Genomic DNA, 7,107 nt, shown 5'->3' with positions numbered 1-7,107 from the left:
CGATCCAGAACGACAAGCCGGTTCCGGTTGGCGCTGTTGACGGCCTGCGTCCGGTTCTCATGGCTAAGGCTGCGACTGAGTCCTGCCAGCAGGGCGGTAAATGGGTTGCCATTCCCGCAAGCGTCTAATATAGATTCTCCATTCTCACTTTTGATAAACGACCTTATGTGCTTACGGCATATAAGGTCGTTTTAGTTTGTGGAACTGGTCACCAATCATAAGAAAACGCCTTGTTTTCTGTGCTTGCTGGTGCGTGGGAATTGAAATGCAAAGGTGGCATGCATCACATCCGGCGAAAAATGATAACAGAGTTTTTATGGGGCGGAATTGCAACGAAACCTTTTGTGAAAAAGCGGGTCTGCAAATAGAAGATGGAGAAAAGTGCCAAAGCGATAGAAAAGGTGTGGTGAAAATCAAGGAGATGGCAGCGCTTGCAGGTGTTTCGGCTGCGACGGCTATAAATTGCATTTGTAAAGTAAGCGTCTGCGTTGTATTCTGTGTTGTTTGGTGCTATACTGATGCCGGACAGATCATCCATCCGCGGGGGAGATGCGGGGAAAAGGTGCTTCGGAAGGGGTTTGCATGCAGAGGAAGCAGTTCATCGGATTATCACAAAATCAAATCAAAATGATCGCTGCGGCTGCCATGGTGCTCGATCATGTGGGCATGGAGCTGTTCCCGCAGTGGACGATCCTGCGGATTATTGGACGGCTTGCATTCCCGGTGTTTTCTTATTGCATTTGGGAGGGCAGCCGCCGCACGCATCATCCATGGCAATATTTGTTTCGAATGCTGGGAATGGGGTTGCTGTGCGTAGCTGGCTATTATGTGTATACTCAAACGTTTTATGGCAACATCCTGATTACCTTCTCGCTTTCGCTCTGTGTCTTGTATGCGTTTCAGTATGGACGGACTTGCTGGGCGCAAGGGAAAAGGACGGCGCAGCTCACCGGCGCTGGCGTCATGCTGGGCTGTGTGGGTGGTATCTGGCTGATTTGCCATTGGGTGACCATTGATTACGGATTTTTGGGCGTAATGCTGCCGCTGCTTGCGGAGCTGGCTGCGCGTGTCTGGGAACAATGCTCCGGTATGGGCTGCAAACAGGAAAGAGCTGGTTTGATTGGTTTTTCGGTCGGATTATTGGCGCTTTCGCTGCAAATGGGCGGCATTCAGATTTTCAGTCTGCTGACCATACCGTTGCTGCTGGCCTACAATGGAACAAGAGGGGAGAAAAACCTCAAACAGTTTTTTTATTGGTTTTATCCGGTGCATCTGCTGCTTATCGGACTGGTGAGCCTGTGGATTTGAAAGCCTCTGCATTGATGTGTCACGGTAGGTATATGAAAAAGCCCCTCTGCCGCGTAGTGCGGCAGAGGGGCTGTGCTTTTGAGGTTGTTTGTTTAGAAAGTAGCCACGACAGCGCCCTTGTAGGTGTTGTCGATGAACTGCTTGACGGCGTCGCTCTGAAGCGCTTCCTTGAGCGCGGTGATCTTGTCGCTGGTTTCGTCGCCGCTGCGGCAGGCAACGACATTGACATAAACCTTAGCGTAATCCGGATTCTCGGTGATGAGCGAATCCTCCTTGGCGTTCAGGTCGGCCTGCAGCGCGTAGTTGCCGTTGATAACCGCGAGGTCAACGTCCTCGAGTGAGCGCGGCAGCTGCTCGGCAGCGATTTCCTGAATGTCGAGGTTCTTCGGGTTCTCGACGATGTCCAGCTTGGTTGCGTCCGAAGTCGGGTCGATGCCGTCCTTGAGCTTAATCAGGCCGGCATCCTGCAAAAGGAGCAGTGCACGGGTCTCGTTCGAGCCGTCGTTCGGTACAGCGACAGTTGCGCCGTCTGCCAGCTCTTCCAGCGTCGCGGTCTTGCCCGGATAGATGCCGAACGGCTCATAGTGCATCTCGATGGCGGATACCAGATCAGCGTTGTTTTCCTTGTTGAAGTTGTTCAGGTAGGGGATGTGCTGGAAGTAGTTTGCGTCCAGATCGCCGTCCACCAGTGCGGTGTTCGGCTGCACATAGTCGGTGAACTCGACAACCTCGAGCGTCCAGCCCTGCTCAGCCAGTACGTCTTTGGCAGCGTTCAGGATTTCTGCGTGCGGTGTGGGGGATGCGCCGACTGTGATGGTCTTGTCATCAGATGCACCGTTCTCAGCGGTCTGCGCGTTGTTGCCACCGCAGGCTGCCAGAGCCGACAGGCACAGAGCACCGGCCAGCAGTGCTGCAATTTTCTTCTTCATGGGAATCTCTCCTTTTCTACGGGTGTTTTATCAAATTTTTTGATAACAAAGTAGGGAAATTAGCGGTTGCGCTTGTCCAGATGGCGCGCAAGCCACATGCCGCAGACCTGGAAGATCTGCACAACAATCACGATGATGATAACAGCCACCAGCATGATCTCAAAGTTATAGCGGTTGTAGCCGTAGTTGACAGCCACCGTACCCAGACCGCCGCCGCCAATGAAGCCCGCCATCGCGGAGTAGCCGAGGATGGTCACGATCGAGATCGCGCCGCCCACCATCAGCGAAGGCTTTGCTTCGGGGACAAGCACCTTCCAGACGATCTGCCAAGGCGTTGCGCCCATGGACTGCGCCGCCTCGATCACGCCGAACGGCACTTCCTTAATCGAGGACTCGACCATGCGCGCCACATAGGGGGCAGCCGCTACCGTCAGCGGTACGATCATGGCGGTTGTGCCGATCGCCTTGCCGGCAATTGCGCGCGTCATCGGCGTAATCATGACCGCAAGAATAAGGAACGGGATCGAGCGAAGGATATTGACGATCACGCCCAGCACAGTGTTGATGAGCGGCATCGGGCGGATGCCGCCCTTATCGGTCACGACCAGCAGCAGGCCGAGCGGCAGGCCGATCAGATAGGAAACCGCGGTCGATACGATGACCATATATAAGGTTTCCCACAGGCTTTGTGCCCAAAGTTCAGGTGAAAGCATCCGCGTCGCCCTCCTCTACATGCACATTCTGGGTTTCGAGGTACGCCAGCGCACGCTTGGCAGCGCGTTCGTCCTCGGGTAATTGTAGGATCATCTGGCCATAGGCGCGGCCGTCAATGTCCTTGGTGTCGGCAAACATGATGTTGACCGGCGCCTTGCACTCGAGCACCATGTTCGACACCACCGGCTCAAACGACGAGTTGCCGTCGAACACGATGCGACAATAGTGCTTGCCAGTGGCGAGCTTGTCGCGCTTGCCGTCCGGATAGATGAGCTGCTTTGCCATAGCCGACTGCGGGCGGGTGAACACCTGATCGACCGGGCCGACCTCTGCGATGCGGCTGGAGTCAATGATGGCCACACGTTGACAGATTTCCTCAATGACCGCCATTTCATGCGTGATGACGATAATCGTGATGCCGAGCGTCTTGTTGATCTCTTTGAGCAGCGCGAGGATCGAACGTGTTGTGGTCGGGTCGAGCGCGCTGGTCGCTTCGTCGCAAAGCAGGATTTTCGGATTGGTTGCCAGCGCGCGGGCGATGGCGACGCGCTGCTGTTGGCCACCGGACAGCTGGGACGGGTAATTGTCCGCGCGGTCAGACAGGCTGACGATTTCAAGCAGCTCGCGTGCGCGCTTTTCCGCATCCGCCTTTTTCATACCCGCAATCTCGAGCGGGAAGCAGATGTTTTGCAGTGCGGTGCGCTGCTGCAGCAGATTGAACTGCTGGAAGATCATGCCCATCGAGCGGCGCGCCTCGAGCAGCGCCTTTTTGGAAAGCGAACCAAGCTCCTGCCCGTCCACTGTGACCGTGCCTTCGGTCGGCGTTTCGAGAAAGTTGATGCAGCGCACAAGCGTTGACTTGCCCGCGCCCGAAAGACCGATGATACCGAAGATCTCGCCGCGGTGAATATCAAGGCTGACGCCGTCCAGTGCAGTGACCGTACCGGCCCGCCCGCGGAAGGTTTTGTTTAAGTTTTGGATGCGAACGATGCAATCCTGTTCCAAGTCCATTCCCCCTTTTCAAAATAAAAGCGGAAAGCAGGGTCTGCTTTCCGCTCGTTTTCCATCTGAACCGTGCCATGCCGCATGAAAAGCGGCCCGCTTACAGCTTGCAGCGTCAGCGCTGCATGGCAGAAAAACGAGCAAAACCGCACATCATGCACATGTTCATTCGAATCGACAGCATGGCGGCTTCCTCCTTTTCCTACGGTTTTAATAGAGTTTATTCTCTGTGGTATTAGTGTAGTCCATCGCGGGGGATTTGTCAAGCAATTTCTGTATGGGTTGCGCAAAACCTGCATCTGGCATTCATTCGGCGGATTGTTTGCCGTGACCGTTGCCATTACCCGCCCCATAGCCGTGACCGTTGCCTTGCCCTGCACCATTGCCCTGTCCGTAGCCCTGTCCCATACCGTTGCTCTGACCGGAACCGGTTCCATTACCGTTGCCCGCCCCATAGCCGTGACCGTCGGGTACGGCCTCGGTATCGCCCGAGAGTGCGGCAATGCGGTCGCGGATCTCGCGCATGGTCAGTCCTTGCACCTCCTCGGGCGTAATGCTTGTATCAAGCGATTGCAGTTCGAGAAACGCCTGATATTTGCCGAAGGACAGCCCGGCTTCATGCGCTTGTTCGATTTCCTCGGCGCTTGCGGCATGGCAATAGATGTTGCCCGTGCCTGCGGCGCAGGTTTCGGCGTGCGAAAGAATGGCATCCGCCTGTCCTTGGTTGTCGCCCGCAACCGCGATGGACAGTATCTCGTCCTGTGCAAGGTAATCTTCGACGGTCGGGTTTTCCAGCAGGCAGTCCAGCGCATCCGTATAGCTTAAAAAGCGCACGTCGAGCGTTTCTGCCAGCGCGTCACCGTCCGCACCAATTCCTTCGACCGAGATCACTTTGTCAAAGCGGTTGACCGCCAGCTCGACCGACGGGTTGATGTCGATGCTGATCGCGCAGGTGTGGGAGAAGTACGCCCAGTAGCCTGTGCCGCCCACGACTGCCAGTGCAAGACAGGCGGCTGCCACCGCAAGGCGGCGCACCGTATGCAGACGTGCTTTTGCCGCGCCATAATCACCGGTTTGCCGGGCGAGGAACGCGCGGGTGGACTGCCGGAGCGCGTCGTCCGCCGTGACCTTGTCCAGCGCAGTTTTCAGTTCGTCACGCATCGTCGTCCCCTCCCAGCGTTTCCCGCAGCGCCTGTTTGGCGCGGCCCAGCAGTGTATAAATCGTGTTGACGTTCTTTTTGAGGATTTGGCCGATCTGCGGGGCGGTATAACCCTCATAATAATGCAGATAGACCACATCGCGGTACTTGGGCGGCAGCGCAAGCACTGCCTCTAGCACGGTGTGATCCTCCTGCGTCAGTTCGGCGGGTTGGTCGAGCAGCGTATCGAGCGAGACCGTGCGGCTGCGGAAAAAGCTTTTGAGTAAATCACGGCAGGCGTTGATCGTCACGCGGATGAACCACGCCTTTTCATGTTCCTCGTTTTCGAACACAGCGGTGCTGAGCACATATTTCAGGAACACATTCTGAAAGATGTCCTCGGTGTCTGCATGGTTCTTCAAGTGAATCATACAGATCCGTCGGACGGTGTCCGCATATCGCTCGATCGCCCGGTTTGCCTCCTGTTCGCTCCGCATCGTACCAACCTCTTATTGTCCGTCTGTTTGCTTAGCGGTTGCAGCCCCGTCCCTGCCCGCGGCCACAGCCTGTACCGTAGTTATCGCATACGCCGTCACCGTTGGCATCGACGAAGTACTGCCCACGGCCGCAGCCTGTGCCATAGTTGTCGCACACGCCGTCGCCGTTTGCATCGACGAAGTTGCGTCCGCGGCCATTGCCATAGCCTGCGGCGAAAGCGCCCGTTACCGCCATCGAGAGAACCAGAGCTGCGCTGATCGTACCCATTACCATCTTTTTCATATCAATTCCTCCTATAAATTGTTGTCGGTGAATTTGGCTTGTTGTTTGTGCCTTTCACTACCAATACGACCGGCAAAGGAGAATCCATTCAAAATTCCAAAAAAATTTTTGAAATTTTTTTGGATGGCAAAAGGGAGACGCCGCAGCGCCTCCCTTCGGGATTCCGTTCGGTTTACTCGGTAGCCGCCTGCACGCCTGCCATGTCCTGCACGGCCTTGCAGGTCAGTTCCTTGCTGATCTTGCCGGCAAAACCGGTCAGGGTCTTGCCCGGGCCGACTTCACATGCGGTGGTCAGCCCTGCCGCCATGCCGTTTTTCACCAGCTGTGTCCAGCGCACGGGGGAGATCATGTGCTGCTCGAGGTGCGCCGGCAGGTCGTCGCAATCCAGCACCTGACCGTCCAGATTGGAGTAAATGTCCATCTTCGGGGCGGAGAAGGTGAAATCCGAGACGTACGCGCGCAGCTCTGCCGCGGCCTTTGCCATCAGTGGGGTGTGGAACGCGCCCGATACCGCCAGCGGTACCGCGCGGCGCGCGCCCGCTGCTTTGCAGTTCTCGATCGCTTCGGCCAGCGCTGCCTTTTCGCCCGCGATGACCAGCTGTCCGGGGCAGTTATAGTTGACCGGCAGCACTACGCCGCTCGTCACAGCCGCGCATGCAGCTTCGATTTTGTCGTCGTCCAGTCCGAGGATCGCCGCCATGCCGCCGTCGATCGAATCTGCGGCCTGCTGCATCAGCTTGCCGCGCATCGAGACGATCTTGACGCCGTCCGCGAGCGACACTACGCCCGCCGCGGCAAGCGCCGTATATTCGCCCAGCGAGAAGCCTGCTGCGGCCTTGAAGGTCACGCCTGCCTCGGTCAGTGCCGCGAGCGCCGCCATCGAGTGGGTGAAAATCGCGATCTGACTGTTCTCGGTGCGCGAGAGGGTCTCCTTATCGCTGTCAAAGCAGAGCTTTGCAACGTCCAGCCCTGCGCCCTCGCTGGCCTCTTCGAAAACCAGCTTGGCTGCCTGCGAATTTTCGTACAGATCCTTGCCCATGCCCGGAGCCTGCGCGCCCTGACCGGGGAAAAATGCAAAACCGTATTCCATGTTCCGTTCCTCCAAAATCGCTGCCAAACCTAGGAAAAGGTTGACATTTTCGTGTCCTTTTATTATAATAGTCAAGGATTACTTTGTCAATCAAACTATTGTCGCTTTTCCACGCTTTGGGAGAGCGATTTGAACTTTTGGGGAG

General features: G+C 56.4%; 8 protein-coding genes. 1 reads left to right on the top strand and 7 read right to left on the bottom strand.

The window, feature by feature from the left end; all coding sequences use genetic code 11:
- Positions 1-582 precede the first annotated feature (582 nt).
- The gene (locus ABGT74_RS02270; RefSeq protein WP_346704288.1) at positions 583-1,308 is read left to right on the top strand and encodes a TraX family protein; all 726 of its coding nucleotides are present in this window, start codon (positions 583-585) and stop codon (positions 1,306-1,308) included.
- A 92-nt stretch (positions 1,309-1,400) separates the two neighbouring features.
- On the opposite strand, the gene ABGT74_RS02265 is transcribed toward ABGT74_RS02270, so the two are convergent.
- The 7 genes from ABGT74_RS02265 to fabD form a co-directional block, all read right to left on the bottom strand.
- Positions 1,401-2,237 carry a MetQ/NlpA family ABC transporter substrate-binding protein gene (locus tag ABGT74_RS02265; protein ID WP_346704287.1) on the bottom strand — a complete coding sequence of 279 codons (837 nt, stop codon included), beginning with the start codon at positions 2,235-2,237 and terminating at the stop codon, positions 1,401-1,403.
- 59 nt (positions 2,238-2,296) lie between these two features.
- On the bottom strand, positions 2,297-2,950 hold the full coding sequence (locus ABGT74_RS02260) for a methionine ABC transporter permease (protein WP_346704286.1): 654 nt from the start codon (positions 2,948-2,950) through the stop codon (positions 2,297-2,299).
- Positions 2,937-3,962, bottom strand: coding sequence for an ATP-binding cassette domain-containing protein (locus ABGT74_RS02255; RefSeq protein WP_297284391.1), 1,026 nt, complete (start codon positions 3,960-3,962; stop codon positions 2,937-2,939). Before ABGT74_RS02255 ends, ABGT74_RS02260 begins: the two co-directional genes overlap by 14 nt.
- Positions 3,963-4,259: 297 nt before the next feature.
- Positions 4,260-5,114, bottom strand: coding sequence for a hypothetical protein (locus tag ABGT74_RS02250; protein WP_346704285.1), 855 nt, complete (start codon positions 5,112-5,114; stop codon positions 4,260-4,262).
- Positions 5,107-5,589 (bottom strand): sigma-70 family RNA polymerase sigma factor, encoded by a 483-nt coding sequence (locus ABGT74_RS02245; protein WP_346704284.1) that lies wholly within the window; start codon positions 5,587-5,589, stop codon positions 5,107-5,109. Before ABGT74_RS02245 ends, ABGT74_RS02250 begins: the two co-directional genes overlap by 8 nt.
- A 31-nt stretch (positions 5,590-5,620) precedes the next feature.
- Positions 5,621-5,872 carry a hypothetical protein gene (locus ABGT74_RS02240; protein WP_346704283.1) on the bottom strand — a complete coding sequence of 84 codons (252 nt, stop codon included), beginning with the start codon at positions 5,870-5,872 and terminating at the stop codon, positions 5,621-5,623.
- Between the two features lie 172 nt (positions 5,873-6,044).
- The gene (gene fabD / locus ABGT74_RS02235; RefSeq protein WP_346704282.1) at positions 6,045-6,962 is read right to left on the bottom strand and encodes an ACP S-malonyltransferase; all 918 of its coding nucleotides are present in this window, start codon (positions 6,960-6,962) and stop codon (positions 6,045-6,047) included.
- Positions 6,963-7,107 lie beyond the last annotated feature (145 nt).

It is taken from the genome of uncultured Agathobaculum sp. (genome assembly GCF_963927765.1).
Lineage (GTDB): Bacteria > Bacillota > Clostridia > Oscillospirales > Butyricicoccaceae > Agathobaculum.
This window is presented reverse-complemented; position numbering and strand designations above follow the sequence as displayed.

Bases quoted from the DNA above. Each gene is read 5' to 3' on its own strand.
- fabD (WP_346704282.1), bottom strand. From the start codon at position 6,962: ATGGAATACGGTTTTGCATTTTTCCCCGGTCAGGGCGCGCAGGCTCCG.
- ABGT74_RS02255 (WP_297284391.1), bottom strand. From the start codon at position 3,962: ATGGACTTGGAACAGGATTGCATCGTTCGCATCCAAAACTTAAACAAA.
- ABGT74_RS02260 (WP_346704286.1), bottom strand. From the start codon at position 2,950: ATGCTTTCACCTGAACTTTGGGCACAAAGCCTGTGGGAAACCTTATAT.
- ABGT74_RS02250 (WP_346704285.1), bottom strand. From the start codon at position 5,114: ATGCGTGACGAACTGAAAACTGCGCTGGACAAGGTCACGGCGGACGAC.
- ABGT74_RS02265 (WP_346704287.1), bottom strand. From the start codon at position 2,237: ATGAAGAAGAAAATTGCAGCACTGCTGGCCGGTGCTCTGTGCCTGTCG.
- ABGT74_RS02270 (WP_346704288.1), top strand. From the start codon at position 583: ATGCAGAGGAAGCAGTTCATCGGATTATCACAAAATCAAATCAAAATG.
- ABGT74_RS02245 (WP_346704284.1), bottom strand. From the start codon at position 5,589: ATGCGGAGCGAACAGGAGGCAAACCGGGCGATCGAGCGATATGCGGAC.
- ABGT74_RS02240 (WP_346704283.1), bottom strand. From the start codon at position 5,872: ATGAAAAAGATGGTAATGGGTACGATCAGCGCAGCTCTGGTTCTCTCG.